Source organism: Halalkalicoccus sp. CG83 (assembly GCF_037081715.1).
Lineage (GTDB): Archaea > Halobacteriota > Halobacteria > Halobacteriales > Halalkalicoccaceae > Halalkalicoccus > Halalkalicoccus ordinarius.
Window position 1 is genome coordinate 923,608 of sequence record NZ_JAZDDH010000001.1, and the last position, 24,670, is coordinate 948,277.

General features: G+C 66.4%; 38 protein-coding genes and 1 tRNA gene. 6 read left to right on the plus strand and 33 right to left on the minus strand.

Annotated features, from left to right (window positions below):
- The first annotated feature begins 14 nt into the window (after positions 1-14).
- The 3 genes from V0Z78_RS04665 to rdgB all read left to right on the plus strand — a co-directional run bounded on the left by V0Z78_RS04665 (position 15) and on the right by rdgB (position 2,621).
- On the plus strand, positions 15-1,628 hold the full coding sequence (locus tag V0Z78_RS04665; protein WP_336343460.1) for a bifunctional N(6)-L-threonylcarbamoyladenine synthase/serine/threonine protein kinase: 1,614 nt from the start codon (positions 15-17) through the stop codon (positions 1,626-1,628).
- A 118-nt stretch (positions 1,629-1,746) separates the two neighbouring features.
- Positions 1,747-2,025 carry a DUF5808 domain-containing protein gene (locus V0Z78_RS04670; protein ID WP_336343461.1) on the plus strand — a complete coding sequence of 93 codons (279 nt, stop codon included), beginning with the start codon at positions 1,747-1,749 and terminating at the stop codon, positions 2,023-2,025.
- A 41-nt stretch (positions 2,026-2,066) separates the two neighbouring features.
- Entirely contained in the window at positions 2,067-2,621 is a 555-nt protein-coding gene (gene rdgB / locus V0Z78_RS04675) for an RdgB/HAM1 family non-canonical purine NTP pyrophosphatase (protein ID WP_336343462.1), read from the plus strand.
- 100 nt (positions 2,622-2,721) lie between these two features.
- Here rdgB and V0Z78_RS04680 read toward each other — a convergent pair whose 3' ends face one another.
- The 7 genes from V0Z78_RS04680 to V0Z78_RS04710 all read right to left on the minus strand — a co-directional run bounded on the left by V0Z78_RS04680 (position 2,722) and on the right by V0Z78_RS04710 (position 6,228).
- On the minus strand, positions 2,722-2,955 hold the full coding sequence (locus V0Z78_RS04680) for a hypothetical protein (RefSeq protein ID WP_336343463.1): 234 nt from the start codon (positions 2,953-2,955) through the stop codon (positions 2,722-2,724).
- 38 nt (positions 2,956-2,993) lie between these two features.
- The gene (locus tag V0Z78_RS04685) at positions 2,994-3,467 is read right to left on the minus strand and encodes a DUF7384 family protein (protein WP_336343464.1); all 474 of its coding nucleotides are present in this window, start codon (positions 3,465-3,467) and stop codon (positions 2,994-2,996) included.
- Entirely contained in the window at positions 3,460-3,585 is a 126-nt protein-coding gene (locus V0Z78_RS04690) for a hypothetical protein (protein ID WP_336343465.1), read from the minus strand. Before V0Z78_RS04690 ends, V0Z78_RS04685 begins: the two co-directional genes overlap by 8 nt.
- A 68-nt stretch (positions 3,586-3,653) precedes the next feature.
- The gene (locus tag V0Z78_RS04695) at positions 3,654-4,328 is read right to left on the minus strand and encodes a potassium channel family protein (protein WP_336343466.1); all 675 of its coding nucleotides are present in this window, start codon (positions 4,326-4,328) and stop codon (positions 3,654-3,656) included.
- An 80-nt stretch (positions 4,329-4,408) separates the two neighbouring features.
- Positions 4,409-5,446: a DNA-methyltransferase gene (locus V0Z78_RS04700; protein ID WP_336343467.1), complete on the minus strand. Its 1,038-nt coding sequence runs from the start codon at positions 5,444-5,446 to the stop codon at positions 4,409-4,411.
- A 106-nt stretch (positions 5,447-5,552) separates the two neighbouring features.
- On the minus strand, positions 5,553-5,960 hold the full coding sequence (locus V0Z78_RS04705) for a DUF6789 family protein (RefSeq protein ID WP_336343468.1): 408 nt from the start codon (positions 5,958-5,960) through the stop codon (positions 5,553-5,555).
- A gap of 85 nt (positions 5,961-6,045) precedes the next feature.
- Positions 6,046-6,228: a hypothetical protein gene (locus V0Z78_RS04710; RefSeq protein WP_336343469.1), complete on the minus strand. Its 183-nt coding sequence runs from the start codon at positions 6,226-6,228 to the stop codon at positions 6,046-6,048.
- A 166-nt stretch (positions 6,229-6,394) separates the two neighbouring features.
- Here V0Z78_RS04710 and V0Z78_RS04715 point away from each other — a divergent pair, with 166 nt between their 5' ends.
- Positions 6,395-7,084 carry a hypothetical protein gene (locus tag V0Z78_RS04715; protein ID WP_336343470.1) on the plus strand — a complete coding sequence of 230 codons (690 nt, stop codon included), beginning with the start codon at positions 6,395-6,397 and terminating at the stop codon, positions 7,082-7,084.
- A 37-nt stretch (positions 7,085-7,121) separates the two neighbouring features.
- On the opposite strand, the gene V0Z78_RS04720 is transcribed toward V0Z78_RS04715, so the two are convergent.
- Positions 7,122-7,553: a Rieske (2Fe-2S) protein gene (locus tag V0Z78_RS04720; RefSeq protein WP_336343471.1), complete on the minus strand. Its 432-nt coding sequence runs from the start codon at positions 7,551-7,553 to the stop codon at positions 7,122-7,124.
- 826 nt (positions 7,554-8,379) lie between these two features.
- Between V0Z78_RS04720 and V0Z78_RS04725 the strand changes: the two genes are divergently transcribed.
- Positions 8,380-9,306, plus strand: coding sequence for a poly-gamma-glutamate hydrolase family protein (locus V0Z78_RS04725; RefSeq protein WP_336343472.1), 927 nt, complete (start codon positions 8,380-8,382; stop codon positions 9,304-9,306).
- Between the two features lie 402 nt (positions 9,307-9,708).
- On the opposite strand, the gene secY is transcribed toward V0Z78_RS04725, so the two are convergent.
- From secY to V0Z78_RS04850, 25 genes are read right to left on the minus strand one after another with little or no spacing between them, the layout of a single operon-like run.
- Entirely contained in the window at positions 9,709-11,175 is a 1,467-nt protein-coding gene (gene secY, locus V0Z78_RS04730; protein ID WP_336343473.1) for a preprotein translocase subunit SecY, read from the minus strand.
- A gap of 3 nt (positions 11,176-11,178) precedes the next feature.
- Entirely contained in the window at positions 11,179-11,697 is a 519-nt protein-coding gene (locus V0Z78_RS04735; protein ID WP_336343474.1) for an uL15m family ribosomal protein, read from the minus strand.
- A 2-nt stretch (positions 11,698-11,699) separates the two neighbouring features.
- A complete protein-coding gene (rpmD, locus tag V0Z78_RS04740; RefSeq protein WP_336343475.1) occupies positions 11,700-12,164 on the minus strand; it encodes a 50S ribosomal protein L30 in 465 nt (154 codons plus the stop codon).
- The gene (locus V0Z78_RS04745; RefSeq protein ID WP_336343476.1) at positions 12,164-12,811 is read right to left on the minus strand and encodes a 30S ribosomal protein S5; all 648 of its coding nucleotides are present in this window, start codon (positions 12,809-12,811) and stop codon (positions 12,164-12,166) included. Before V0Z78_RS04745 ends, rpmD begins: the two co-directional genes overlap by 1 nt.
- A gap of 2 nt (positions 12,812-12,813) precedes the next feature.
- Complete coding sequence (locus tag V0Z78_RS04750; RefSeq protein ID WP_336343477.1) at positions 12,814-13,365, minus strand: 50S ribosomal protein L18; 552 nt, start codon at positions 13,363-13,365, stop codon at positions 12,814-12,816.
- Positions 13,365-13,814 (minus strand): 50S ribosomal protein L19e, encoded by a 450-nt coding sequence (locus V0Z78_RS04755; RefSeq protein WP_336343478.1) that lies wholly within the window; start codon positions 13,812-13,814, stop codon positions 13,365-13,367. The genes V0Z78_RS04750 and V0Z78_RS04755 overlap by 1 nt, the downstream gene beginning before the upstream one ends.
- Positions 13,811-14,620, minus strand: coding sequence for a 50S ribosomal protein L32e (locus V0Z78_RS04760; protein WP_336343479.1), 810 nt, complete (start codon positions 14,618-14,620; stop codon positions 13,811-13,813). The genes V0Z78_RS04755 and V0Z78_RS04760 overlap by 4 nt, the downstream gene beginning before the upstream one ends.
- Positions 14,621-15,205 carry a 50S ribosomal protein L6 gene (locus tag V0Z78_RS04765; RefSeq protein WP_336343480.1) on the minus strand — a complete coding sequence of 195 codons (585 nt, stop codon included), beginning with the start codon at positions 15,203-15,205 and terminating at the stop codon, positions 14,621-14,623.
- Between the two features lie 2 nt (positions 15,206-15,207).
- Positions 15,208-15,600 (minus strand): 30S ribosomal protein S8, encoded by a 393-nt coding sequence (locus V0Z78_RS04770; RefSeq protein WP_336343481.1) that lies wholly within the window; start codon positions 15,598-15,600, stop codon positions 15,208-15,210.
- The gene (locus V0Z78_RS04775; protein WP_336343482.1) at positions 15,597-15,770 is read right to left on the minus strand and encodes a 30S ribosomal protein S14; all 174 of its coding nucleotides are present in this window, start codon (positions 15,768-15,770) and stop codon (positions 15,597-15,599) included. Before V0Z78_RS04775 ends, V0Z78_RS04770 begins: the two co-directional genes overlap by 4 nt.
- Positions 15,767-16,318 carry a 50S ribosomal protein L5 gene (locus V0Z78_RS04780; RefSeq protein WP_336343483.1) on the minus strand — a complete coding sequence of 184 codons (552 nt, stop codon included), beginning with the start codon at positions 16,316-16,318 and terminating at the stop codon, positions 15,767-15,769. The genes V0Z78_RS04775 and V0Z78_RS04780 overlap by 4 nt, the downstream gene beginning before the upstream one ends.
- Positions 16,315-17,076 (minus strand): 30S ribosomal protein S4e, encoded by a 762-nt coding sequence (locus V0Z78_RS04785; RefSeq protein WP_336343484.1) that lies wholly within the window; start codon positions 17,074-17,076, stop codon positions 16,315-16,317. The genes V0Z78_RS04780 and V0Z78_RS04785 overlap by 4 nt, the downstream gene beginning before the upstream one ends.
- Positions 17,073-17,429, minus strand: coding sequence for a 50S ribosomal protein L24 (gene rplX, locus V0Z78_RS04790; protein ID WP_336343485.1), 357 nt, complete (start codon positions 17,427-17,429; stop codon positions 17,073-17,075). The genes V0Z78_RS04785 and rplX overlap by 4 nt, the downstream gene beginning before the upstream one ends.
- Before the next feature lie 4 nt (positions 17,430-17,433).
- Entirely contained in the window at positions 17,434-17,832 is a 399-nt protein-coding gene (locus V0Z78_RS04795) for a 50S ribosomal protein L14 (RefSeq protein ID WP_336343486.1), read from the minus strand.
- Complete coding sequence (locus V0Z78_RS04800; protein WP_336343487.1) at positions 17,832-18,266, minus strand: 30S ribosomal protein S17; 435 nt, start codon at positions 18,264-18,266, stop codon at positions 17,832-17,834. The genes V0Z78_RS04795 and V0Z78_RS04800 overlap by 1 nt, the downstream gene beginning before the upstream one ends.
- Positions 18,257-18,619 carry a ribonuclease P protein component 1 gene (locus V0Z78_RS04805; protein WP_336343488.1) on the minus strand — a complete coding sequence of 121 codons (363 nt, stop codon included), beginning with the start codon at positions 18,617-18,619 and terminating at the stop codon, positions 18,257-18,259. The genes V0Z78_RS04800 and V0Z78_RS04805 overlap by 10 nt, the downstream gene beginning before the upstream one ends.
- Positions 18,620-18,826: a 50S ribosomal protein L29 gene (rpmC, locus tag V0Z78_RS04810; protein WP_336343489.1), complete on the minus strand. Its 207-nt coding sequence runs from the start codon at positions 18,824-18,826 to the stop codon at positions 18,620-18,622.
- Positions 18,826-19,788: a 30S ribosomal protein S3 gene (locus tag V0Z78_RS04815; protein WP_336343490.1), complete on the minus strand. Its 963-nt coding sequence runs from the start codon at positions 19,786-19,788 to the stop codon at positions 18,826-18,828. Before V0Z78_RS04815 ends, rpmC begins: the two co-directional genes overlap by 1 nt.
- On the minus strand, positions 19,788-20,255 hold the full coding sequence (locus V0Z78_RS04820) for a 50S ribosomal protein L22 (protein WP_336343491.1): 468 nt from the start codon (positions 20,253-20,255) through the stop codon (positions 19,788-19,790). Before V0Z78_RS04820 ends, V0Z78_RS04815 begins: the two co-directional genes overlap by 1 nt.
- A 13-nt stretch (positions 20,256-20,268) precedes the next feature.
- The gene (locus V0Z78_RS04825; protein ID WP_336343492.1) at positions 20,269-20,694 is read right to left on the minus strand and encodes a 30S ribosomal protein S19; all 426 of its coding nucleotides are present in this window, start codon (positions 20,692-20,694) and stop codon (positions 20,269-20,271) included.
- Positions 20,691-21,410, minus strand: a complete 720-nt coding sequence (locus V0Z78_RS04830; RefSeq protein WP_336343493.1) for a 50S ribosomal protein L2 — start codon at positions 21,408-21,410, stop codon at positions 20,691-20,693. The genes V0Z78_RS04825 and V0Z78_RS04830 overlap by 4 nt, the downstream gene beginning before the upstream one ends.
- Entirely contained in the window at positions 21,411-21,659 is a 249-nt protein-coding gene (locus V0Z78_RS04835) for a 50S ribosomal protein L23 (protein ID WP_336343494.1), read from the minus strand.
- The gene (rpl4p, locus tag V0Z78_RS04840) at positions 21,656-22,408 is read right to left on the minus strand and encodes a 50S ribosomal protein L4 (RefSeq protein WP_336343495.1); all 753 of its coding nucleotides are present in this window, start codon (positions 22,406-22,408) and stop codon (positions 21,656-21,658) included. The genes V0Z78_RS04835 and rpl4p overlap by 4 nt, the downstream gene beginning before the upstream one ends.
- Before the next feature lie 3 nt (positions 22,409-22,411).
- Entirely contained in the window at positions 22,412-23,425 is a 1,014-nt protein-coding gene (locus V0Z78_RS04845; RefSeq protein ID WP_336343496.1) for a 50S ribosomal protein L3, read from the minus strand.
- Between the two features lie 4 nt (positions 23,426-23,429).
- Entirely contained in the window at positions 23,430-24,296 is an 867-nt protein-coding gene (locus V0Z78_RS04850; RefSeq protein WP_336343497.1) for an RNA methyltransferase, read from the minus strand.
- 198 nt (positions 24,297-24,494) lie between these two features.
- Here V0Z78_RS04850 and V0Z78_RS04855 point away from each other — a divergent pair.
- Positions 24,495-24,565 (plus strand) — tRNA-Gly (locus V0Z78_RS04855).
- Positions 24,566-24,670: the final 105 nt, after the last annotated feature.

Here is a 24,670-nt window from a genome sequence, read left to right on the forward strand (position 1 = left end):
GGTAGTCGGAGACGATGCGCGTTCTCGGCATCGAGGGCACGGCGTGGGCGGCGAGCGCGGCGTACTTCGATCCCGGGAGCAACGACGTTCTCATCGAGTCCGATCCCTACGTGCCCGAGAGCGGCGGCATTCACCCACGCGAGGCCGCGGAACACATGTCGGAGGCGATCCCACGCGTCGTCGAGCGCGTGCTCGGACAGGTGGATCGCGGGGAGATCGACGCGGTCGCGTTCTCGCGCGGGCCGGGGCTCGGTCCCTGTCTTCGGATCGTCGGCACCGCCGCGCGCACGCTCGCCCAGACGCTCGACGTTCCGTTGGTGGGCGTGAATCACATGGTCGCCCACCTCGAGATCGGCCGGCACCGATCCGGATTCGCGAACCCGGTCTGTCTGAACGCCAGCGGCGCGAACGCTCACGTTCTGGGCTATCACGACGGCCGGTATCGAGTGCTCGGCGAGACGATGGACACCGGCGTGGGAAACGCGCTCGATAAGTTCGCCCGCCACCTCGACTGGTCGCACCCCGGCGGCCCGAAGGTCGAGGAGGCCGCCCGCGACGGCGAGTACCTCGACCTGCCCTACGTCGTCAAGGGGATGGACTTCTCCTTCTCGGGACTGATGAGCGCCGCGAAGGGGGCGGTCGATTCCGGCGAGCGAGTCGAGGACGTCTGTTTCTCGCTGCAGGAGAACGTCTTCGCGATGCTGACGGAGGTCGCCGAACGCGCGCTGTCGCTCACCGGAAACGACGAGCTCGTCCTCGGGGGCGGGGTGGGACAGAACGCCCGCCTGCGGGGCATGCTCGAGACGATGTGCGAGGCCCGCGGCGCCGAGTTCTACGCTCCCGAGCCCCGATTCCTCCGGGACAACGCGGGAATGATCGCGATGCTGGGATCCGAGATGGCGAACGCGGGGGACACCCTCGCGATCGAAGAGTCGAGCGTCGACTCCGACTTCCGACCGGACCAGGTCGCGGTGGGCTGGCGCGGCGAGGAGTCCGTCTCGCGGCGCCCGGAGGGCGATACCGAGACGGATGCGACGGCGGTGATCGGCGCGGAGGCGACGGCGGTGATCGGTGCGGAGGCGACGGTGGAGATCGGCGCCGATCGGGTTCGAAAGCGCCGCCGTCCGAAGGCGTATCGCCACCCCGACCTCGACGCCCGCCTGCGTCGCGAGCGAACCGCGAGGGAGGCGCGGCTCACCAGTCTCGCCCGCCGAGCAGGCGTCCCGACGCCGGTGGTGTACGACGTCGACCGCCGCGAGGGCGCTCTCACCCTCGAACGGGTGGGCGAGTCGGACCTCCTCGCGGCGCTCGTCCCCGAACGGGTGCGGACGGTCGGCGCCCATCTCGCCCGCATGCACCAGGCGGGGTTCGTCCACGGGGATCCGACGCCGCGAAACGTTCGCATCGGAAGCGGACGGACGTACGCGATCGACTTCGGGCTGGGCTATCACACCGACCACCTCGAGGACTACGCGATGGACCTCCACGTCTTCGAGCGGAGCCTCGCCGGCACGGCCGAGGACGCCGACGCCTGCCGGGAGGCGTTCGAGGCCGGCTACCGCGAAGCGGGCGATCCGGCGGTCCTCGAACGCCTGCGCGAGATCGAGGGACGCGGTCGATACCGGTAACCGCCCGTCTCTCGCCCGTCTCAACGCCGAACCCCGATCCGGCCCTCTGATCGGTCCCGTTCCGTCCTTCGATCCGGGGACACTAACCTTCATAATCCGGGAGGGCGTCGTTGCGAACATGGTCGAGAAAGAAGACTCCGGAACGCTGTTCGGCGTACCGTACAACTTCGAGCGACCGAGCATCGGTCGACTGCTGTCGGCCTACTGGCAGCCCGGAAAGGGGATGCTCGTCGAGAAGCCGTTCGGGATCGGTTACACCCTGAACCTCGCGAACTGGCGGTCGTGGATCGTCCTCGTCGTCGCAGCGGTCCTGCTCTGGCAGGAGCGCGGCGGCGCGGAGGGCGAGGTCGAAACGGAGGAGGAGGAGCCCGTCGAGGTCATCGTCGACGACGACTGAGCGATCGACGCCGCTTTCTCGCTGTAGTTCCCGCTTCGGGTATGCTCCGGTTCGTGACGAGCAACCCCGGCAAGGTCCGCGAGGCTCGAGAGTACCTTCCCGAGCCGGTCGAGCGGGTGGCATACGACTACCCCGAGATCCAGTCGGAGGATCTGGGTGCGATCGCTGCGGCGGGCGCCCGCGACGCCTTCGAGGAGGTCGGCGAACCGGTGTTCGTCGACGACGCGGGGCTGTTCATCGACGCGTTCGACGGCTTTCCGGGCCCCTACTCCTCGTACGTCGAGGACCGCCTCGGAATCGAGCGCGTCAGAACACTCGCGTCCCGCGAGGACGACGACGCCGCGAGCTTCCGAGCCGTGGTCGCCTACGCCGACGACGACACCGTCGAGACGTTCGAGGGTGCCGTCCCAGGCCGCATCGTCGCGCCGTGCGGCGACGGCGGCTTCGGCTACGATCCGATCTTCGAACACCGAGGCCGGACGTTCGCGGAGATGTCCACCGAGGAGAAGAACGCCGTCTCGCATCGAGGTCGGGCCCTCTCGAAGTTCGCCGACTGGCTCGCCGAGCGGAACGACGGATCTCGAAGTGACGGGTGAACGAACGATCACTCCATCCCCGCCGAGCCGACGTGCCGTCCGAATCCCTCGTTCCGTCCCCTCTCGTACGTGGTTCAGCGGCTCCTCGATCCGACGCGAATCACGTCGGACGCGTTCTCCCGCCTACCCGCCCGGAGAGGGCGACCGCGCTGATGAGGAGGCCGCTTCCGGCCGTCACCGCCCCGAGGTGGCGAACCCCGATCACCGCCCCGCCGATCGTACATCTCCCGTCCGCCCCGCAACTCAACACCGCGAGCGCGATCGCGACGACCGCGACCGAAACCGAGAGGGCGAGCACGGCGTACAGCCCCTCCTCGAACGCTATCGATCTCATCACCGATACATGATAACACGGCTATATCCGCTTTGTGGTCATTCGCGCGGATCGCAGTCGGGGCCTGGATACTCCCCTCCGACCACCGCCGGATAGAGCCCCTCGGGATCGAACACCGTTAGGAAGGCGCCGGGCGACTTCACGCTCGTTTCCACCCGCGCGCGAAGTTCGGCGCCCGCACGCGCGCTCCGGAGCGATTCGTCGAAGGTGAGGACGTGTCCCGCCTTGCCGCGGTACGCGGCGGCCAGCGCGGGATGGTCGCCCGCCGGCTGTTCGACGACGGTAACGAGCGCCGCGATCCGCCGACGCCAGTCGTCTGCGAGGTCGTCGTTCGCGAGCTCTCGGACCACCGCCTCGGCGTCGTCGAGTAGCTCGTCGGTGGCGACGAGTTCGAGCCACGAGTGTGCTCGAATCAGGTCCATCACCTCCCGCGCGGGTCCACCGAGGAGCAGGTCAGCGGCCAGTACGTCGGCGTCCGCGACGATCCGTCCGGGATCGGGTCGATCACCCATCGCTCGTCTCCCTCCGGGCGGCGACCTCGCGCTCGATCGTCGCGAGGTCGGTCGCCGCCCGTTCCCCGCGCTCGAAAAGTCGCTCCCAGCTGATACGTGTCGTGCGATCGTCTGACATAGATTTATGGCCCGTTCGCGACGTCTATCCACCGGGGCGTTTACTCCCCCTTCCCTCCCCTTTCCCTGCTACGCAGCGTTCCGTCCCTCGGCCCCCAGGAGGGCGGCCCGAACCCCCTCGACGCTCTCCTGTTCGACGATCACCGCCACCTGGTCGCCGGCCTCGATCGTCGTCCGGGGCATGGGAATGGTCATGGCCGCCCCGGCCGCTCCGTGGGCGTAGATCCGTGCGCCCGATGGTAGTTCGACCTCGCTAACCCGCTTTCCTATCGCTGGCGAGCCCTCACGAACGGTGACGGTGGTGAGCTGGAGCCGTTCGGTGAGGTCCGCGACGAGGTTGAAGTCGCCGCCCAGCAGGGCGGTCTTCGCGCCGGCCGCCCCCAGTCGCTCGGGGTAGATGATCTCGTCGACGTCGTCGGCGTACTTCTTGTAGATCTCCTCGCGGTAGTCGTCGTCGATCCGCATGACGGTCCGACAGCCGTGGTGGGTCCCGACCGAACACGCCGCGAAGTTGACGTTGAGGTCGCCCGTGAGCCCGGCGAGCGCGTCCGCCTCCTCGACGCCGACCGACTCGAGCACGGACTCGTTGCCGCCGTCGCCCTCGACCGCCTCGAACCCGGCCGAGCGGGCGCGTTTCACCTTCTCCGGATCGTCGTCGACGATGGCGACTTCGTGACCCTCCTCGTGGAGGATCCGTGCGGTCCGCATCCCGACGCGACCGTACCCGACGATGACGAACTTCATGCTACCCGTAGGATCACCCCCCTGAAAAACGTTGGCCTACCGCACGTCACGCGGTTTCGTTTCGAGCCCGGGGGTCGCGGTCAACCGGCCGGGTCGAACGGGCGGTGGACGACCTCGTAACCGGTCTCGGTCCGTTCGACGGCGTCGACCGCGTAGAACCGGATGCGTCGCTCCTGTTTCGTCCGGACGGGCACGTCGTAGTGTTCCGCGATGTAGGAGAGCTCCTCGCGGCCGACGCGCTCGACGAACTCCCGGTGGGCGTCGAGGCGGTCCGTGAGCACGCGCCGCGAGAACGCCTCGATTCCTTCGATCCGGTCGGGAAACGCCTCGACGAACGCCTCGTCGATCTCGTACCCGACCGAGTTCCGTCCGGCGACCATCGCCGCCAGCGTCGTCGTTCCAGTCCCCCAGAACGGGTCGAGCACCCGTTCTCCGTAGGTCGAGAACATGTTGATCAGCCGGTAGGGTAACGCGAACGGGAACGCCCCCGAGCGATCGCGCAGGTCGTCCGACTCGAGGGGCTGGGCGATCCCACGCACGTCGGTCCAGAGGTCGGAGAACCACCGGTTTCGTTCCTCCCAGAAGTACGCGCTCTCGTAGCGCCGCTCCGATCGGGGTTCGAACGACCGGGGACCGCCCTTGCGGAAGACGAGCACGTGTTCGTGTTCGAGCGTCGGGTAGGCGTTCGGCGGCACCATCCCCGAGCCCATGAACTTCGCGGCGCTGTTCGCAGGCTTTCGCCAGAGGAGGTCGGGGAGGGGATCGAACCCGAGTTCGCGGAACGTCCGCGTGATCCGGACGTGGTTCGGATAGACCCGGAAGCGATCTCCGACGGTCCGGGTGGCGTCGCCGACGTTGACGCAGACGATGGCGCCCTCCGCGAGCACCCGATCGAGCTCCGTCCAGACTTCGTCGAGGACGGCGTGCATCCGCTCGAAGGCCGCGTCGCCGTCGTTCGACTCGAGGGCGGTTCCGATCGCCGGGTCGAGGTCCGTGAACGCCTCGTCCCACATCTCGATCATCGGGTACGGCGGCGACGTGACGACGAGTTCGACCGACTCGTCGGCCAGTGACATATCGCGGGCGTCCCCGACGTGGAGGGCGTGTTCGGTCCGCATACCGGTGGTTTCGGTCCTGGCGGGTTATATGCTCCTATCGGGTGGACGGATCCAACTGCCGAGACGTCCCGGGTGCGGATCGGTCACGTCCGTTCGACCGACCCGTTCACCGGTGTTCCCCGCCGAGTCGAGCGAAGGTGAACCCGAGCACCGACCCGTAGACCAGATGGGCCAGGAGGCTGAGCACCATGAAGACCAGGAAGTAGCTCAGGGAGACCGTCGGGACGAAGACGACGGAGAAGACGATCCAGAGGAGTAGTGACAACACCACCCCTCGCATGACTTCGCGGGGAGCGAGATGCTGGCCGATCGCGAAGAACACGAGCGGCCACACGAGCGTTCCGGCGATCACGAAGACCGCCACGCCGACGCTCTCCGGCGCGTTGAGCATCTCGGCGATGGCCCGATGTGCCTCCAGTCGGTGCGACGTGAACGCGTCTATGGGCCACATGAACGCGAGCATCGCTGCGGTGGCGAGCAGGCCGCTCGTGACGGCCGTGACTCTGTCGTCCACGGCGGAGATACGGCTATCCGATTGAAAAACGTTATCGCACGGACGAGGGCCGATCGGATCGCGGCGGACCGGGGCTGGCGACGCCTCAGCCGTTCCCCAGCGTTCGATCCAGCATCGAGGTGAGATCCTTGATCTCGGCGGCATCGAAGCCGAACTCCCCCCTGTCGGGCGCGAGCAGGTAGTAATCGAACGCCTCGCCGTCGTCGCCGCTCCGGATTCCCAGGTCGTCAGGTTCGCCGATCAGGAGGTCGTCGTCGCGCGTGCTCATCGTCACTCACGTCTCGTGGCGGAGGACTTGAATCCTCTCCCGAGACGGCACCGACGAGACGCGTCCACCGAAGCGCCGAGCCCACACCGGAAGGCGGGCTCGCACCCGACGGATTCCACCTCCTCGAACCTGGAGGGATATATACGAACACGAACACACCCGTCCCATGACCGATCGATCGGACCCGTCCCGGTGGTGGTATCTGACCGCGAGCGCGCTGGCGGTCGGCATCCTCGTCCTGCCGTTTGCCCGGATCTGGTGGACGCTCGGATCGTCCGTATCGAGCGTGAGTACACCGATCGCCGGAGCGATCGTGTTCGTGTCGGCGTGTCTCTCGGGCTCGCTCTCCCTCGACGCACGACGGACCGGGAACGACGACTGGGATCCGGATCCGCGGCTCTACGCCGTCGGTGGGGTGCTGTATCCGCTGTCGCTCGTGGTCGGTACCTGGTATCTGTTGATGCGCTACTGGAACGCCGGCCTCGCCGGCGTGAACGCGGTCGAGCCGCCGTCGGACGAGTGGCTCGCCGCCTCGCGCTGGCACTACTGGATCGCGCTCGGTCCGGTCTGGTGTCTCGTCGGCGGCGTCGCCGCACTGGCGTTCGGTCTCTCGGGACTGCTGGTCGGCGCTCTCTGTTGGGTCATCGGGTTTGGGCTGTTCGTCCTTGCGATCAACGTCGACGTCCGCCACGTCCGCGCCGCGGAACTCGAGTGGAAGCCCGGCGTGGGTCGCTACACCTACCCGCCGCTGTTCGCCGTGTTCTCGCTGGTGCTCGCCCCCCTGATCATGCTCCTGGTCGGCGGAGTCTACCTGTTTCAGCGGCGGCGCTACGTGGGACCGACGGTGGGGCGGTAGAGCCGGCCTTATCCGTTCGGACGGGGTCGGTCGCTGCTCAGAACCGGAGGTGCGAGGTCGAGCTCGGGCCGCCGTCCTCCTCGTCGTCGCTGCTCGCGCCTTCCCGGAGGAACCGGACGTCGTCGTCGGTCAGATAGACCTGTCCGTTCTCGACCGAGACGTCGACGTCCGGGAGCGTCGTCTCCGCCGCGGGACCGTTGTCACAGTGGCCCGAACAGGCGTCGAACGTCGAGCCGTGCTTCGGACAGACCACCTCTCCCTCGCGAACTACCGTGCCCACGCCCTCGCGATACAGGGGCTGGGCCTCGTGGGTACAGCTGTTGACCCACGCCTCGACCGTGCTCTCGTCGTCCTCGCAGGGAACGAGGAACACCTCCCGCTCCTCGCCGTGGCCGTCACGTACCGTGAACAACCAGGCTCCCTCCTCGCTGACGGTGTCGACGCTCGTCAACCGGTAGCGACCGCTCATGATCCCGCCTCGGGGAAGCGGAAAGTTAGCTCCTGTGATAGTCAGTCTCCGTGTCCGTCGCGTCGTTAGCATCCCCGTCGAGAAATCTCGCCCTATCACGGAGTGCCGATATCCGTTTCAGTAGGGCCGCCTGCGGTCTCGAACGGTCCATGACCTTCACGGCGGATACTCGGCTGTACATTGCCGCCCCCGGAGTACTTCTACTGAATCCGTTGACGATCACCGTTCACGGGTAGTCCACTGGTTCACCTGATGACTTCAACGAGGCCTCGAAACCGACCACGAATAGAGACACGGTCGCGTCGTTTCTGCGGGGACTGGCCGACGAGATCGGCGAACGCGAGCTCCGGGTGCACGAACTCGCCGAGGAGTACGATCCCGCTAGATCCCAGTCGAAGCGCTATCGGAGGGGAGGACGAGAGTGGATGTGACGGAGCCGACAGACCATTGATCGTGCGAACGAAGAGACGCCCATACGATCAGAAACCGCTCAACAGGCATACGACGTCCCCCGAACAACTCACATTACATCCGGCCGTACAGTTTTCTAATGGAGTTCTTCGACGAGAGAGCTAGCAGAAATATCTATAAATAAATATCTAGCACGAATCATCTCGGCTTCTAAACTCAGTACGGTAATCGATCGGGAAACGCGGAGTGATCCGTTTACTGCACCATGAGATCGCTCTATCGACATACGACTCTCGTATCCCCTTGCTGAGACGAGACGTGATCGGAGTTTACCCTATAATTTTATAATAAACATATTTATAATAGTATATTTAATCTTACTTAGGATATGAATACAACTACTCGTAGAAAAGTGATGAAGGCAGTCGGCTCGAGTCTCGGGCTGAGCGTCGGTGCCAAAACGCTCGTTCGGAACGGGAAGGCAACGGATTCGATCACGATACGCCGATACAACGGTGACGCCACGCTCAGGCGGGAGCACTGTACGGTCGGCGAGGATCGTTTGGAGGAGGGAGGTATCGAGATCGGTGAGCAGATACGGGTCGGAAGCGACGATTTCCACAGCACGTACGACTCCGGACTCTATACGGTCGTCGGGACCGCTTCTTCCCCTGGGACGGTCGAGATGAACAAGGAAGGGCTCGCTAGATTGGGGTTGAAGAACAACACTTCGGGATTCGTTCGAGCGAATGCGCCGCATCCGGAGTACGAAACGAGGGGGGAGGCGGACGAACACGACGAGTACGGAGAGATCCTCGTCGATGACGGCGAGCAATCCGATCTGGTCGCCTGTGCGGTTCATGGTGGTTGGATCGAATACCGGACTGACGAACAGGCGGCTTACGTTGCCGAGGCACTGGACGTGACGGAATGGTCGTGCGTCGGCTACAACGACGGTGGTGGCGCGTATGACCGATGGCATATCACCTCGACCGATATCGACAGGCGAGCCTTTCCGAAACTGGATCGAATCGGAGATCGAGGATTCACGCACGCAGTGAGCTTCCACGGGTTTTCCGAACCGGGAATCGCTATCGGCGGTACCGCCTCCAGATCGTTGAGGATGAAGTTCCGCGACGAGATCGACGGGATGGCCGAGGGGAAGTATGACGTCTACCTCGCCGATGACGGACCCTACGCGGGGGACTCGCCCGAGAACTTCGCCAACTGGATCGCCGGCGGCGACGGCGGTGTTCAGATCGAACAGAGCTGGGACGCCCGGACCGACGACTGGGAGGCCATCGCCGCTGCCGTCGTCGAGGTGTACTCGGATACGCTCTGAGGATCCCGACTTCCAGGCCGGAGACGAACTGACGATTCGTCTTACACCGGACACCTCGATGAGCCTCGACCTGTAGAGATGCTCGATACGTCCCGCGTCACATTACTCGAGATCTCGACCGAACGGGAGGCTGCCTATCTCGAGGTTCGCATTACGTAGCCGTCGAACAGTCGGTGAAGCGTCACTCTTCACGAGAGTCACCCGCACTGACGACAGCAGAACGTCCGAGAATAGTGGTGGATCGGTAACCGAAGAACGAAGCTGTAGACCTCCCAACCCGTCAAGCCGGTCGTGCGGAAACGGAACGGCACACTCGCGAGTGGAAGGGAAGCCGTGGTGCATCCCCGAGAGGACGGGGATTCCAAGAGAGCAGCGTTGTGCTTCGGCGAGTAACGGTATACGTTACCGTCCGCCGAACATCTCGCGCATCATCGGGTGCATCTCCATCATCTGCTCCTCCGCGATCTCCTCGTAGAGCTTGTAGGTGATCGACACCGCCAGCAGCAGTCCCGTGCCGGAGACCGCACCGATGGTGCCGAGCATGTTCGCCATCACGGCGAGCAGCCCTACGAGCGCGCCGCCGATGACCGTCACCTGCGGGATGTACCGCTCTAGGACCTTCTCGTAGACGCCGACGTTCTGCCGGAACCCGGGGATCTGCATCCCGGAGTTCTGGATTTGTCGCGCCGTCGCCTCGGGGCCCATGTCGGTCGTCTCGACCCAGAAGATCGCGAAGACCGCCCCGCCGACGACCATCACGGTGAGGTCGATCCCTACCCGAAGCATGATCTGCCAGGGGGCCTGGGCGGCCTGCCCGAGCCACCACATCCACTCGCCCGGCTGCTGGATCGGGTTGAGGTAGTAGAACAGCCCCGACTGGGGCTGGCCGTTCGAGTAGACACCGAGCCAGGCGGGCATCGTCCCGAGCTGCGAGTCGAGGATCCGCCCGAGGAACTGGATGTTCATCTGCACCGCGCGAACGAGGATCATCGGCAGGACGCTCGCGTAGATCAGCTTCACGGGGAACCGACCGCGGGCGCCCTTCACGCGGGCGTGCGAGAGCGGGATCTCGACGCGGACGGACTCGGCGTAGACCACGACCGCGAAGATGAAGATCGTGGTGATGATCGCGAGCAGCGCCCCCTGCCCGAGGAAGAGCTCCTGGAGTCCCTCGCTCGTCAGCAACGAGGGGAAGGAGGTCTGGCCGAACAGGATCGAGAACCACGTCGGGATGATGCCGACGTCGCCGGGCAGCCCGCCCCAGGCGAACAGCCCGCCCAGGAGTCGCTGGCTCACGCCGGCGATGATGAACAGTCCGATCCCGCTGCCGACGCCCCACTTCGAGACGATCTCGTCGAGAAACAGGATGAAGACCCCGCCGACGAACACCTGTGCGAAGATCAGCGTCTGGACCGTCGTCTGGCCGTACGCCGCCGCGAGTTCGGGGCTCGGGGGAAGGAAACCGCCGAGAAACACCATCGGGAACGCGGTCAGGGCGGTCATCACGACCACCAGCAGCTTCTGGAGGCCCTGGTACAGCACCTGATCGCGCGGGTCGTTCGTGTCCAGTCCCAGCAGCCCTGCGCCGCCCAGCAGCTGGAGGACGATACTCGCGGTGACGATCGGTCCGATCCCCACCTGGAGGATCGTCCCCTGTTCGCCGGCGAGGATCGACCGGAAGTTCCCGAAGATGTCCTGACCGGCCTGTGCCTCGGGCAGCCCCCAGAGGTAGACGTTCGTCAGGAAGAAGTAGACGAGCAGGACGCCGAGCGTCCACGTCAGCTTGCGTTTGAAGGGGATGTGCCCCTCCGGACGCGTCACCCCCGGCATTCGTGTGAGAATCGGTTCGGCGGCTTCCTTCCAGGTCATTGATTACGCTTCGTCAGCCGTTGGTTCAATACTTTGTGGTTCTGATTCGCCGTCCTCCTCGTCGGACTCCTCCTCGACCTGTCCGCGCTCGGAGACGATCGCCTCGCCGCCGGCCTCCTCGACGAGCTCGACCGCGCTCGCGGAGAAGGCGTCCGCGGTGATCGAGAGCGCGTTGCGGACCTGGCCGCCGCCGAGCACCTTCACCGCGTCGGCCTCGTGGCCGTCCTCGACGATGTCCCGGGCGTCGAGGTGGTAGCTCCCGTCCTCCTCGCTCGCGAGGTCGTCCGCGACGTAGAGCGGGGCGTCCTCGTCGAGCTTCTGGACGTCGATCGTGAGGACAGTCTCCTTGACCTTCTCCGGTCGAGTGAAGCCGTGTTTGCCGAGCGGCCCGTAGTTGTGGAACTCGTGTTTGCTGCGTCCGGCAGCCCCGCGTCCGCCCCGGTGGCCGGCGCCGCGCCGGTTCTTGTGCGTGCCGCCGCCGTGCGTGCGCGAACCGCGCTGGCGTCGTTTCTTGTTCGTCATTGTTATCGCATCGCCTCGAGGAGGTCGTCGATCTCCTCGGTCGTGTGTTTGCCCAGCTGTCCGCCCTGGCTCGCGGGATGCTTGATCCCCTTGTGACCGCCACGCGGCGGGTGGAGCCGGAGGACGGGCGTGAGCCCCTGTTCTCCCAGCGTCGTCTCCTCGTCGAGAAGCGCCTCCGCGAGCGCCTCCACCGAGTCGTACTCGGTGTTCTCCGCGAGCCACTCGTCGTCGATCTCGCCGCTGCCCTCGGCGGGCTCCGCTCGCTTGCGGATCAGCGTCTCGACGACCTCGCTGCTCGGCTCGCCGTAGGCGACGTAGTCGTTCACCTTCGCGATCATCCCGCGGAACGTCTCGTGTTCGGGGACGAGCGCACAGTGGTTCACTCGGTGGAGGTTCAGCATCGAGAGGGTGTCCTCCACGTCGTAGTCCATGTTGACGTCGCCGCGGATCTGGACGACCGCCTGCATCATTCGACGACCTCCTGCTGTCGCTGCTCCTGGACGTGGTCGGGCACCCGCGACTGCGAGGCGTTCTCGAGCGCGTTGAACGTCGCCTTCGCGAGGTTGACCGTCGTCCGGGTGTTGCCGTGGCTCTTCGTCCAGGCGTCCTCGATGCCGGCGAGCTCGAGCACGCTGCGGACGGTCTCGGCGGCCGCGAGCCCGAGGCCCTTCGGTGCCGGGATGACCTCGACGGTGACGCTGCCGGCCTTGCCGGTCGACTTTCGCTGCAGCGAGTGGGTGCCGCCCGCGCGGTCCTCCCAGGAGCCGCTGCCGCGGTCGACCTTGATGATGTTCAGCTTCGCGATGCCGATCGCCTTCTGGATGGCGCCGCCGACCTGGTCGTCACGGCCCTCCGCGTAGCCGACGTAGCCGTCGCGGTTGCCGACGACGCAGACACACCGGAACTTCACCCGGCGGCCCGAGTCGGTCATCCGCTGGACCATGTTGATGTCCAGTACGTCGTCCTCGAGGCCGGGAAGGAGCTGGTCGACGATCTCCGTCTCCTTCAGCGGCAGTCCCGAGTTGAGCGCCTCCTCCATCGTCTCGATCTCGCCGTCGCGGACGAGTCGGCCGAGCCGTGTGACGGGCTCCCACCCGTCGTTTCGTTGTGACATGCTTACTCCTCCATGATGGTCTCCCGAACCTCATCGAAGTGCTCGGGAAGGGTCGTTGCGTCGAACTCGCCGCTGTACAGCGGCTCGTCGAGCTGCTCTGCGTACTCCGCGATGTGCTCGCCGCGGGTTCGGCTCCAGTCCGCCAGCACCGAATCGCTGTGCGGGATCTCGAGGCCCGCGTCGATCGCGCCCTCCTGGACCGCGAACAGCGTGCTGCCGGGCGTCGCCGTGTAGAGGCCGATGTCGAGGACCGCCTCCTCGACGTCCGCCTCGAGCGCGCGTTTTCCCGCGAGCAGCCCCGTCAGATACGCCGAGGGGAGGTTCCCCGTCGGGGCCTCCCAGCCGTAGTCGGCGAGGTCCGAGGAGTGTGCGCTCGCGAGCGTCTCGTCGCCCTGTGGACTGGTCGTGATCAGCTGCGCCCTGACGTGTTTGTTGCTCTGGCGAGCAACCAGACGAGGTTTGCCGGATTTCAGCAGGCGCAACCTCTGGTGGTAGTCTGTTCGGACTTCGCGGCGCCGACGCATCGGCACCTTATAGCGTGGTCCTGTTGCCATTATTCGTCACCGTATTCGTTGTCGATGTAGTTGGTCATGTAGCGGACGCTGCGGAACTCCCCGCCGCGGGCCTTGTTGTAGAGCTCGCGGTACTCGCCGGGCGAGAGCTCGCCCTCGTCGCGGAGCTCGCGCAGTCGTCGACGTTGTGCTCTGATCTGATTCTGCCACTGTTCCTTCTCGTCCTGGCGCGCGCCGGCCTTCCCCTTTCGCTTGCCCGCGCCCTTCTGGTGGCCGTAGGCTCGCTTCTTCTGGCGCTCTCGCGCCCGTCCGCGGGAGTTGCCGCGCTTGTCCTTCGCCTGGATGATCCCCTGGTCGACGAGCTCGCGGATCTCCTCGCGGGTGATCGCGTCGACGATCTCGCCCTGCGCCTCGGGATCGAACCAGACGCGGTTCTTGCCGACGTCCAGAACGTCCGCCGCCAGTCGCTTCTGTGCCGAGAGATCGCTCATTCCTCGTTCACCTCGACTTCGACGTACGTGGGGTTGAGAACGCGGACGCCCGCGTTCTCTGCCTCCTCCTCGATGCGTTCGCGCTTGCGTGCGCCGACCGACGAGGCGATGCGCACTGCCTCTCGGTCCCCGTCGACGCCCTCGAGGTCGTCGACGTTGTGGACGCGGACCTCCTCGAAGCCGCTCGGGTGACGACCGCGGACCTCGGTCGGCGTGCGGAAGCCGGCCTTGACGACCTGACCCTTCCCCTTGATGCGACGGCGCTGCTTCGAGAGCCCGCCGCGGGGGCGGCGCCACGAGGTCGGCGTTCGCTTCTTCATGTGGTAGTCCTGGCGGTTGAACTGCGGCTTGCTGACGCGGGCTCGCTCGCCGAGGAGGCGGACCTCCTCGTCGTCGAGCTGGGGCGTCTTCTCCGTGAGCCCGCGCGCCTGCAGTTCGGTCTCGGCCGCCTCGGTCTCCTCGACCTCGGTTTCGGGCTCGGTGTCCTCGACGTCGGCCTCGGTCTCCTCCTCGACCTCGAGTCCGCCGACGTCGGCCTTGATTCGTGCGGCCAGTGCGTTACCGATCCCCTCGACGTCCGCGAGTTCGCCCTGGCTCGCCGCCTTGACGTCCTCGACGGTCTCGAAGCCGGCCTCGCGCAGCGCGTCGGCCTTCGCGTCGCCGACGCCGCTGATGTCGCTCAGCTCGACCGGGTCGTCGGGGGCTGCCTGCTCGTCCTCCGAGGGGGTCGCCTCCTCGGTGTCCTCGGTCTCCTGTTCGACTTCGGTCTCGGTCTCGGTCTCCTCGTGCTCTTCTTCTTCGGCCATTTAGACGCCTCCTTTGGGTTTCTCGACGATGTAGACGCCGTCCTGAAACACGCGGTTGTCCTTGCCGCTGACCCGCGTGAGCTGTTCGATGTCCGCGGCGGTCTGGCCGACGTCCTCCTTGTTCGGACCGCGGAGGACGAGCTCCTCGCCGTCGATCTCGACCTCGGTGTCGCCGTGGATCGACGACCGTCGCGCCGCTCGCTCGCCGAGGAAGTTCTCGATGACGATCTCGTCGTTCTCGACCGACACCTGCATCGGGAAGTGCGAGTACAGGACCTCCATCCGGTACTCCCACCCCTCGCTCACGCCGCGGATCATGTTGCGGACGTGGCTCTCGAACGTGCCGAGCGTCGCCTTCGTCTTCGCGTCCTCCTCGTCGCTCTCGATGAGGACCGCGTCGACCTCGCGCTGCTCGGTCTCGCCATCGTCGGTCTCCTCCTCGACGGTGGTCGTCCCCGTCGAGACGGAGACGTCCGGGTACCACAGCCGGCGAGTGACCTCGCCGTCCGGCCCCGAGACCGTCAGTTCGAGGTGGTCGACCTCGGCCGAAACCTCCTCCGGTAGTGTGATTTCTGTTCGTGGCATGGTCAGTAGACGTACGCGATCACCTGGCCACCGATGCCCTGTTCGCGGGCCTCGTAGTGGCTCATGATGCCGTGGCTCGTCGTGACGATGAGCGTCCCGTAGTCACGGGCGGGGAGGAACCGCTTCTCCCACTTCTCGAACTCGTCGGCGCCCGCCGAGTAGCGGGGCTTGACGGCACCGCATCTGTTGATCGCACCCTTCAGTTCGATCTCGAACCGACCCGACTTCCCGTCGTCGACGAACTCGAAGCCGTCGACGTACCCGCGGTCGTAGAGGACCTCGAGTACGGAGCCGATCTGGTTCGAGGCGGGCGATACCGTGTGCGTCAGATGCCCGACGCTCTCCGCGTTGTTCAGCCCCGAAAGCGCGTTGCTGAACGGATCGTTCGCTGTCATTTGTACTTCTTGAACCCCATGTTGCGGGCGATCTCCCGGAAGCACTGTCGACACAGCCAGATGTCGTACTTGCCGACGAGGCCCTGCTTGCGGCCACATCGCTGGCACTTCTCTCGCTGTGCGGTGCGCTTCGCGGCGTGCTCGCCCGTCTCGCTTTCGCTTTCACTCATTCGTCGTCCTCCTGGTCGCCGATGCCGGCGTCGAACCGCTCGTTCAGGTAGGCGATCGCGGCCCGCGCGTCGAGCCGGTGGTTCGACGGGATCTGTCGCGAGGCGATGTCGCGTTTCTTCACCCGGTAGCCCGGCCGCACGAGGTTGATCGTCACGTCCATTCCGAAGATCCCGATGTCGGGGTTGTACTCCTGACTGGGGAACTCGGTGTGCTCCTCGATGCCGAAGCTGACGTTGCCGGTTCGGTCGAACTGGTTGCCCGACAGCGTCGCCAGCGGCAGCGCGGTCTCGAGGAACTCCTCGGCGTTCTCGCCGCGAAGGGTGACCTTCGCGCCGATCGGGTCGCCCTCGCGGATGCCGAACTCGGGTTTGGTCCGTTTGGCCTGCGTGCGGACGCTCTCCTGGCCGGTGATCTCCTCGAGGATGTCCTCGGCGTTCGCGAGCTCGCGCCCGCCGGTGCCGACGCCCATGTGGACGACGACCTTCTCGACGACGGGCTCGCGCATCTCGTGGAACTCGCCCTCGCCCTCGGCTTCGGACTCGCTCATTCGTCCTCACCTCCGGCGGCGTCCTCGTCGGTCGCGGCGGCGTCCCCATCGGACGCAGCGGCGTCCCCGCCGACGAAGTTCTCGTCGATCACGACGATGTACTCCTCGACGGTCTCGAACGTGCCGTCGTCGGTCTCGACGGTGACGGTGTTGGGCGCGCTCGAGGGGATCACCTCGATCGCCTCGATCGTCCCGATCTCGCCGGCGTGCTGGCCCCGAACCGCAGTGACCAGCGCGCCCTCCTCGTAGACGAAGTGCGCGAGGATCTCGCCGTCCTCGAAGCCGATGACGATCGAGTCCTTGCCCGAGTACTCGCTGCCGTCCTCGACGCGGAGGTTCCGGCCGTCGTGCAGCTGGAGCTGCGTCTGGCCGCCGGGGACCTGGCGCTTGTCGACGATCTTGCCGAGCTTGCCGTCGGCGTCCTCGGCGTCGATCGGCGTCAGCGCGAGGCGTCCGCCCTCGTCGGGGAACACGCGGTAGTACTCCTCGCGCTCCGCGAACCCGAGGATGTCGAACATCCCGATCGGACGCCGCACGTCACGAACGGGCTCGCCGTTGACGAGGACGTTGCCCTCGTTGGCGGCGTACTTCGCCTCCTTGGTCGAGTCGACGTAGCCGAGTACGTCCCGCAGCACGATCACGAGCGGGACGCCGTTCTCGCCGTGGGGGCCCGCGCGGGCCTTCACGGTGTACTTCGCCGTCTTTCGTTCGACCGGCCAGGAGTTCGGTACTGACAGTCGTTTCTGGTGTTTGCTCATTCGTCATCACCCTCCAGACGCGCCTCGCGTACCTCGTCGGAGAGGTCGAGCCCCGTGATGCGGAGGTTGCTCGCGTCGAGTGGACGCGCCACCTCCTCGCCGTCGGCCTTCTCGACGGTGACGTCCTCGACGTGGACGACGGCGTTTCTGAGGTCGACCGAGACGACCTCGCCGGTCTCGCCGGCGAAGTCCCCGCGCATCACCTCGACCGTGTCGCCCGCGTTCACGCGGGTGCGCCGGACGCCGTACTCCTCGCGGAGGTCGCCGTCCAGCGCCGCGTTGACCTGCGAGTGACGCTCGTGTAGCGGCGCGTCTGCGGTCTGGTTTCGCTGTTTGCGTGGTTGTCTGCTCATGGTTCTATACGATCATCGTCGCGGTGCTCGCGACGCTTCCGAAGCGCTCTGCGACCTCGCGCGCGATCGGACCCTTGATCTCGGTCCCGCGCGGCTCCTCTGCGTCGTCGATGACCACGGCGGCGTTGTCCTCGAACTTCACGCGCGTGCCGTCGGGTCGTCGGATCGACTGGCGCTGGCGGATGACGACCGCCTCGAGGATCTGTCGGCGCATCTCGGGGGTGCCCTTCGTCACCGACACCGTGATCTTGTCGCCGACCCCGGCCTGGGGCTGGCGGTTCTTCACGCCCGAATAGCCCGAGACGCTGATCAGCTTCAGCTCGCGGGCACCGGTGTTGTCGGCGCAGTTGATGAGCGCGCCCTTCGAGAGTCCCTTCGTGACGTCGGCCTTCAGCGCCTCCATCACTCCTCACCTCCGGCGGCCTCGGTCTCCACATCGCTCGAGGTCTCCTCCTCGTCGGGAGAGGCCTCTACCGTCGGGTCGATCGGGCCGACTTCGGGTTCGGCCTGGGTGACCTCGACGACGACGTGGCTCTTGGTCTTCGAGAGCGGTCGTGTCTCTGCTATCTTTACCTGATCGCCGACCGAGACGTGGTCGAGCACGCCCGGCACGTGTGCCGGGACGCGCGACCGACGCTTCATGTACCGATCGTACTTCGGCACGAAGACGTCGTACTCTCGCTCGACGATCACGGTCTTGTCCATGTCCGCGCTCGCGACGACTCCCTCGAGGACCTGGCCTCGAACGGGGAGATCGCCGTAGAACGGACACTTCTCGTAGTCGTAGTCCGGATCGTCCGGTTCTGGTGGTGTTTTTACGTCTAATCCTATCGCCATTTCGAATCACCTGTTGTTTCCGTGCGTCGGGCGGGTCGTGAGAGCAGTCTGTCGCCATCCACCGTAACGTGGGTCGCGCCGTCGCCGTCGTGCCGGTCGGCACGCGGTTCGGACGCGATCCCGACCCCCTCTCGGGCGGTCGCGGCTTCATCTGTGGGGAGTTCGAACTCGAAGACGGTGCCCGACTTCGGCACCTGACACACCCGCGATCCCTCGCGGATCGAGAGCGTCTTGGTCGTCTCGCGGACGACGCGCCCGCCGATCCCGACGAGGTCGGGGTTGTCGGCGGCGACGGCCCGTACGCACAGGCCGTTGAGCTCGTGTCGCGCGAGGGTCTCGGGTGTGAGTGCCATCTACTCTAGATCTCCTTCTTCGCGCTGGACGGTCTTCACGCGGGCGATCGTCCGCTTGAGCTCCCGGATCCGACCGGGGTTCTCCGGCGCGCCGCCCGCCGCCTTCACCGCCTTCATGTTGAGCAGCTCGGTCTCGAGCTCCTCGAGCTCGACGTCGCGTTCGGCGGGCGTCATGTCACGAACCTCGTCGACGTGGAGGATCGCCATCAGCTATCGCCCTCCTCCTCGCTCTCCATCTCGGCCACCAGCTCCGCTGCCTCGGCCTCGATGTCCTCGTCGAGCTCTTCGGGCTCCTCGTCGACTTCCTCGGTGACCTCCTCGGTCACCTCGTCGTCGGCCGCGCCGGCCTCGTCGACGAACTCCTCCTCGGCGACCTCTTCGGGCTCCTCGACGAACTCCTCGTCGACGCCGGTCTCCTCGGCCTGGTCGATCGCCTCGACGGCGCCCTCCTCGGCGGCGTCGCCGCTCTCGGCGACGCCCTCGCCCTCGACGACCTCCTCGTCGACGTCCTCGAGCAGTTCCTCGACGCCCTCGTCGGTCTCGGCGGCGTCGGCGACCAGATCCTCGACGTCCGCGTCCTCGTGGATCTGGAAGTCGTCGGGCAGTCGCGCGCCCGGCGGGATGATCTTCACGTTGACGCCGATCGTGCCGAGCTTCATCACCGCGGTACCCTGGCCCGCGTCGACGATCTCCTCTGCGGGCTCGCCATTGTGCTTGATGTAGCCGCGGTTGAACTTCTCGACGCGCGATCGCGCGCCGGTGACCTTCCCGGCCAGCACGATCTCCGCGCCCAACGCGCCGGCGTCCATGATCCGGTCGATCGTGGTGTGGCCGGCCTTCCGGAAGTACCAGCCCCGCTCCAGGGCGTTCGCCAGTCGGTCGGCGACGATCTGTGCGTTCAGGTCGGGCTCGTCGACCTCCTGAACGTCGATCTGGGGGTCGTCGAGGTCGAAGCGCTCCTCGAGCTCCCGGGTGACCTTCCGGATGTTCTTCCCGCCCTTGCCGATCACCATGCCGGGCTTCTCGGCCTTGAGCACGATCTGGGTGCCCATCGGGGTCTTCGCGACCTCCATGCCGCCGTAGCCGGCGCGCTCGAGCTCGGTCGCGAAGAACTCGTCGATCTGCGAGCGCTGGAGGCCGTTCTCGATGAACTGGTGTTCGTCGGCCATCAGTTATCCTCCTCCTCGTCCTCGAGGATCAGTTCGACGTCGACCTGGGGGGTGTTCCACGCGGTGGCCCGCCCCATCGCGCGGGGCTTGCGCCCCGGCGACTCGCCGACCTTGTGGGCGGCGACGTGGCTGATCGTCATCGACTCGCCGTCGAACCCCTGGTGGTCGGCGTTGCCGACCGCGTTCTCGAGCAGGTCGAGAAACGCCTTCGAGACCTTCTCGGGGTAACGACCGGCGTCCCAGCCGTCGATGTCGCTTCGGTGGCCGACGTCCGAGTTGTGGGACTTGAACGGGACCGACCGCTCCTCGTTCACGACCGCCTCGAGGTACTCCGCGGCCTCGCCGGCGGTCATCCCCTTGATCGCGCGAGCGACCTCCTTGCTGTGCTTGTGGCTCATGGGACGCTCCCGAAGCATCGCTTTCGCCGTCGTCTCCGGATCCGCGTCCACGCTGTAGCTGATTCCCATGCTTGTCACCTCGTCATTTCAGTGGCACGAACTTCGAGGAACGGGTCGCGCCGATCCCGGCCTGGCCGTGTTCGACCGACTGGCGGGTGAGCTGGAACTCGCCGAGGTAGTGCCCGAGCATCTCGGGTCTGACCTGGACGCGCTCGAAGCTCTGGCCGTTGTGGACCGAGAACGTCTTGTTCACGAACGCCGGCAGGACGGGCATGTCCCGCAGGTGCGTTCGGATCGGATCGTTCGCGGTCTCCTCCTCGCCGCGCTCGCGGGCCTCCTCGAGCAGCTTCTGCTTCTCCTCGGTGAGGCCGCGATCGATGCTTCGCCGCTGTCGAGCGGGCAGCAGTTCCGCGACCTCCTCGAGCGACATCTCCTGTAGCTCGTCGAGCGTGTGGCCGCGATAGGTGAACTCACCTTCACGGCCGGTTCTGAAGTCTGATGAACTCATTTGTTACCACCTCTGCCCGTGCGTCGCGACGAGATGTCGCCGACCTTCCGTCCCGGCGGCGCGTCGCGCGAGACGCTCTTGGGCCGACCGGGGTGCTGGCGGCCACCACCGCCGAACGGGTGATCGACGGCGTTCATCGCCACGCCGCGGACCTTCGGCCACTTCGTACCGCGGCTCTTCATCTTGTGGTACTTGTTACCGGCCTTCACGAACGGCTTCTCCGTCCGTCCGCCGCCGGCGACGACGCCGATCGTCGCGCGACACTGCGGCGAGAGCCGTTTGACCTCCCCGCTAGGGAGCTGGACGACCGCGGCCTTGCGGTCGTGGGTGATCAGCGTCGCGTTGACGCCGCTCGAACGGGCGAACTTCCCGCCGTCGCCCGGCTTCGACTCGACGTTACAGACCGGCACGCCCTCGGGGATCTCCGCCAGCGGCAGCGTGTTGCCGGGCTTGATCTCCGCGCTGATGCCGATCTGGATCTCGTCGCCGGTGCCGACGCCCTCGGTGACGAGGATCAGCCGGCGGTCGCCGTCCTCGAACTCGACGTCGGCGATCGGCGCCGACCGTGCGGGGTCGTGCTCGATGCCGACGACGGTGCCGGTGAGCACGTCGCCCTCCGCGCGTCGGTGCGAGAGGTTCGCCTTGTAGCGGTGCGAGGGCGCACGGAACGTCGAGCCGCCTCGACCGCGCCGTTGGCCCTGGATTCGTCGCCCCATCTAAAACACCCCGATTCGCGAGGCGACGTCCTGTGCGTCGTCGTCCTCCGACAGCCGCACGGTCGCCTTCTTGGTTCCGTTCATGGTGATCTGTGTGTTGACCTTCGTTACGGTCACGTCGTAGCGCTCCGAGATGTCCTCGCGGATCTCCGGCTTGGTGGCGTCGAGGTCGACGATGAACTGGAGCTTGTTCTCGAAGTCCATGTCGTTCATCGCCTTCTCCGTGATGAGGGGGTGCTGGACCGTCATCGGTCGGCCACCTCCTCGATCGCGCTCTCGGTCCATACGGTCAGCCGACCCGGGTGGGTCCCCGGCGCGAGGTCCTCGGCGCCGACCTCGCGGGCCGTCGCCACGTCGACCCCGGCGAGGTTGCGTGCGGCCTTCGAGGGGCCGGCCTCGCTCGAGGTGACGAAGAGGATCGACGAGGGCTCCTTGTACTTGCGTCCGCGGGTCTTGCCCTGGCCCGCGCGGACCTTCCGGCCCTCGTCGGCGCGCTCGACGTCGGCGTGGAGGCCGACGCTCTCGAGGAACGCGACGACCTCCTTGGTCTTCAGGAGCTCCTCGAACTCGTCGCTGACGACCAGCGGCAGCTCGACGTCCTCCTCGAAGCGGTGGCCGCGCTCGGCCACCAGCTCGGCGTCCGCGGTGGCGGCGATCGCCGAGCGGACGGCGAGCTGTCGCTCCTTCTTGTTCACCTTCTGCGTGCGGTCCTTCTCGGCCTTCGGCGGGTGGGCCCGCCGGCCGCCGACGGCCTGCGGAACGCGTCGGCCCTGTCCGTTCGAGCGGGGGACGCGGGCCATCCCGCGGCCGGTGCCGAGCGACTCCGCCGACGTCCGCTTGCCGGCGAACGGGTCGCTACCGTAGTCCTGTGTTCTGTTGGCCTGGGCGGCGAGCACGGCGCGTTTGATCAGATCCGGCCGGTAGGTCGTCTCGAAGACCTCCGGGAGATCGATCTCGCCCGCCTCGTTTCCGTCCAGGTCGATCGTTTTCGCTTGCATTGGTTATCCCTGGTTCGAGCTGGTCGATACGTACCGGACCTCGGGGTCCAGTCGTGGCTGGTCGTTGGGCCGGACCGCCGGCCGGAACCGGAGCAGGCGTCTGTCCGGTCCGGGCAGCGAGCCCTTGATCAGTGCGTACGGGCCGCTGACCTCGCCGTAGTTGACGAACCCGCCGTCCGGGTTGACGTCGTCCTCCTCGCCGACGGCGAGGAGGCGTTTGTTCAGTTCGGTGCGCTGGTGGTAGCCGGTCTGACCCTGCTGGGGGACGGTCGAGCGAACCCGCGAGGGGTTCCACGGGCCGAGGTTGCCGATCCGACGGCGCCAGCCCTGGCGGGCGTGTTTGCCCTTTCGCTTCTGGACACCCCATCGCTTGACGGGACCCTGCGTACCCTTACCCTTCGTGACGCCGCTCGCGTCGAGGTACTCGCCGGCGCGGAACACGTCGGTCATCTCGTGTGTCCCGTCGGCGTCGAGCAGCTCGAGCGCGAACTCGGCGCGCTCGTCGATCGAGCCGCCGCCGACGCGTGTCTCCATCACGTCGGGCTTCTTCTTGGGCACGCTCTTGATCCCTGCAGGCGAGGTATGGGTGATGAGGCGGACGTCGTCGATCCGCCCCTCCTCGAGGGCCTCCTCGAGCTCCCCGCGGGCCGAACCGTCGGCCTCCTCGGGGAGATCGAGGACGCGGTGGAGCTCGTCGTCGAACTCCTCGGCCCACACCTCGACGCTGGGCTGCATCCCGTATGGCGTGTCTTCGTACGCGCGCAGGGCGACCGCCCGCATGGGCGGGGTCTCCACGATGGTGACGGGGACCGTCTGCTCGGTCCCTTCCAACGGCGAGTTGGCCTCGTCGTTGACCATCACCACGTGGCTCATACCGGCCTTGTAGCCGGCGAATCCCTGAAGCGCTGGCTGTCCGTCATCGTCCGGCCACGAGTTGAAGCGCGGGACTTCGCCCGTCGCGCGCTTTCGTGGACCGAACCCCAACGAGCCTTTGCGTGGTCTGCTTGGTTGTGGCATTGTCTCACTCCGTGAGCGTCAGGCAGGCGAGCGACGCGAACATCGCCTCCTCCGTTCGCACCGTCTCGCTGCCCTGGTTTGGGATCGTGTTGAGCCAAAGGTCGAACCGATCGGGTGCGTCCGATCCGAGTTCGACGGCCTCCGCCGACCCGTCGCCGGCGGCAACACGTTCGGCCTCCACTCCGAGCATCTCCGGCAGCCCGCGGCCCGGCGCGCCGAACGCGACGGTCGTTCCGTCGCGTTGGATGCGCGCCGAGAGCGTCCCCAGTCGCTCGATCGTCAGCCTCTCGCCGAGGCGAGAGGTGGCGATGCGGACGCCCGCGTCCGGACGGCCGAGCGCTGCCGGAAGGTCCGTGCGCTCGACGGCCAGCCCCGGGAGGGGCCGGTCCTCGAGCTTCGCACGGACCGGTCGTCGCGAAGATATCCTGACGGTCACGCGTTCCCCCTCCTCGACCTCCATTCCGGAAGGCGTGAGGAGCGAGAGTGGGTGTTGCAGTCCGCAATTGACCCGTACGCGCCCTTCAGGTCCGACCTCGGTCACGATTCCCTGTCTTAACGACCCCGAATCGTCCGATCCGGAGCCGGTCCGTGGCGTGGCGCGAAGCGGGGGCAGGACGCCCGCATACTCCAGTTCGTCCCGCGTATCCCATACCTCCTTTCGGAGATAGGGGGGCGTTGCGGCGTACGCGAGTACGGTTTCGACGAACCCGCCACCCCACCTGCGTTCCCCATCGCGATCGGGGAAGACACACAGGCGGTCCGCCCGGAAGACGGTCGCCGCGCGGGCGACGTAGCCGAGTTTGCGAGTCGCCTCGCGTTTGTCCTCGGCCTCCCGGACCAGCGATGACGGCACGAGTATGCTGACGGTCATGCCAGCCACTTTCGCGCCTCGCCACTAGACTGTGACGAAGATATCGTACGGGACCCTAAAAGGATGGCGTTTTCGCGTACGGCTGCGTGCGTTTCACACGCCCGAACACGCTGGAAACCGAGCGACGACGCCCCCGCATCGGCATCCGGGATTCGCAAGCCTTATACTCGCCTCCGGACTACCGAAGCGTGCAACAGGGCGCTGGTAGTGTAGTGGTATCACGTGACCTTGCCATGGTCACAACCTGGGTTCAAATCCCAGCCAGCGCACTTCTACGGCGAGCAACTCGGTGAGCACCGCGAGCAAAGCGAGCGTGTGCTCACCACCCCCGCGAGCCGTGAAGTCGTTACGCGGGATTTGAGCAGGCGAGCCGC